The following is a 645-nucleotide window of genomic DNA, read 5'->3' on the forward strand; positions in this document are numbered from 1 at the left end:
CTTCAGAAGGATTGTCGAGCAGCGATGCCGAACGACTGCGTGCTTTCGAACGCCAAGGTCATGACGCTCTGGCAAGGAGTTATTACGAATTTTTTGCAGCGGTGACCACTCTAGCTACCGAGCCGCTTCTCGACGCCGTACGTTTGCAACCGGGCGCAAATCTGCTGGATGTCGCGAGCGGGCCCGGTGCTCTTGCGGCGGAGGCGGCAAATCGCGGCGCGCGCGCCGTGGGCGTTGACTTGTCCCCACGGATGGTAGAGCTGGCACACCAACTGCATCCTGCCATAGAATATCGTGAGGCAGACGTAGAACATCTCCCATTTCTCGATCATATGTTCGACGCGGTCGTCTGCGCCTTTGGGCTTGGACATTTTCCCCACCCGGAACTTGCTGTCGCAGAGTGCGTCCGAACCTTAGCGCCAGGCGGACGCATTGCGTTCGCTTGGTGGGATGATCCGGCGCGCCAGCGGATCCAAGGCCTCTTCCGTGAAGCCATTGCCGAGATCGGAGTAGCGTTACCGAAGGACGTCCCGCAGGGCCACAATGTGTTTCGTTTCTCGGACTCGGACGAATTTCTTCGGTTACTAAGAGGAGCTGGGCTCACGGCGGTGGCGGTCACCGGGCATGCAGCCTCCTTTTTCGTTC

General features: G+C 59.4%; 1 protein-coding gene. It reads left to right on the plus strand.

Going from position 1 to position 645, the window contains the following annotated elements; genetic code table 11:
• The coding region (locus XH98_RS12920) for a class I SAM-dependent methyltransferase (RefSeq protein ID WP_271618807.1) at window positions 1–645 on the plus strand (645 nt) is incomplete at both ends.

The organism is Bradyrhizobium sp. CCBAU 51745, assembly GCF_028128715.1.
Lineage (GTDB): Bacteria > Pseudomonadota > Alphaproteobacteria > Rhizobiales > Xanthobacteraceae > Bradyrhizobium > Bradyrhizobium manausense.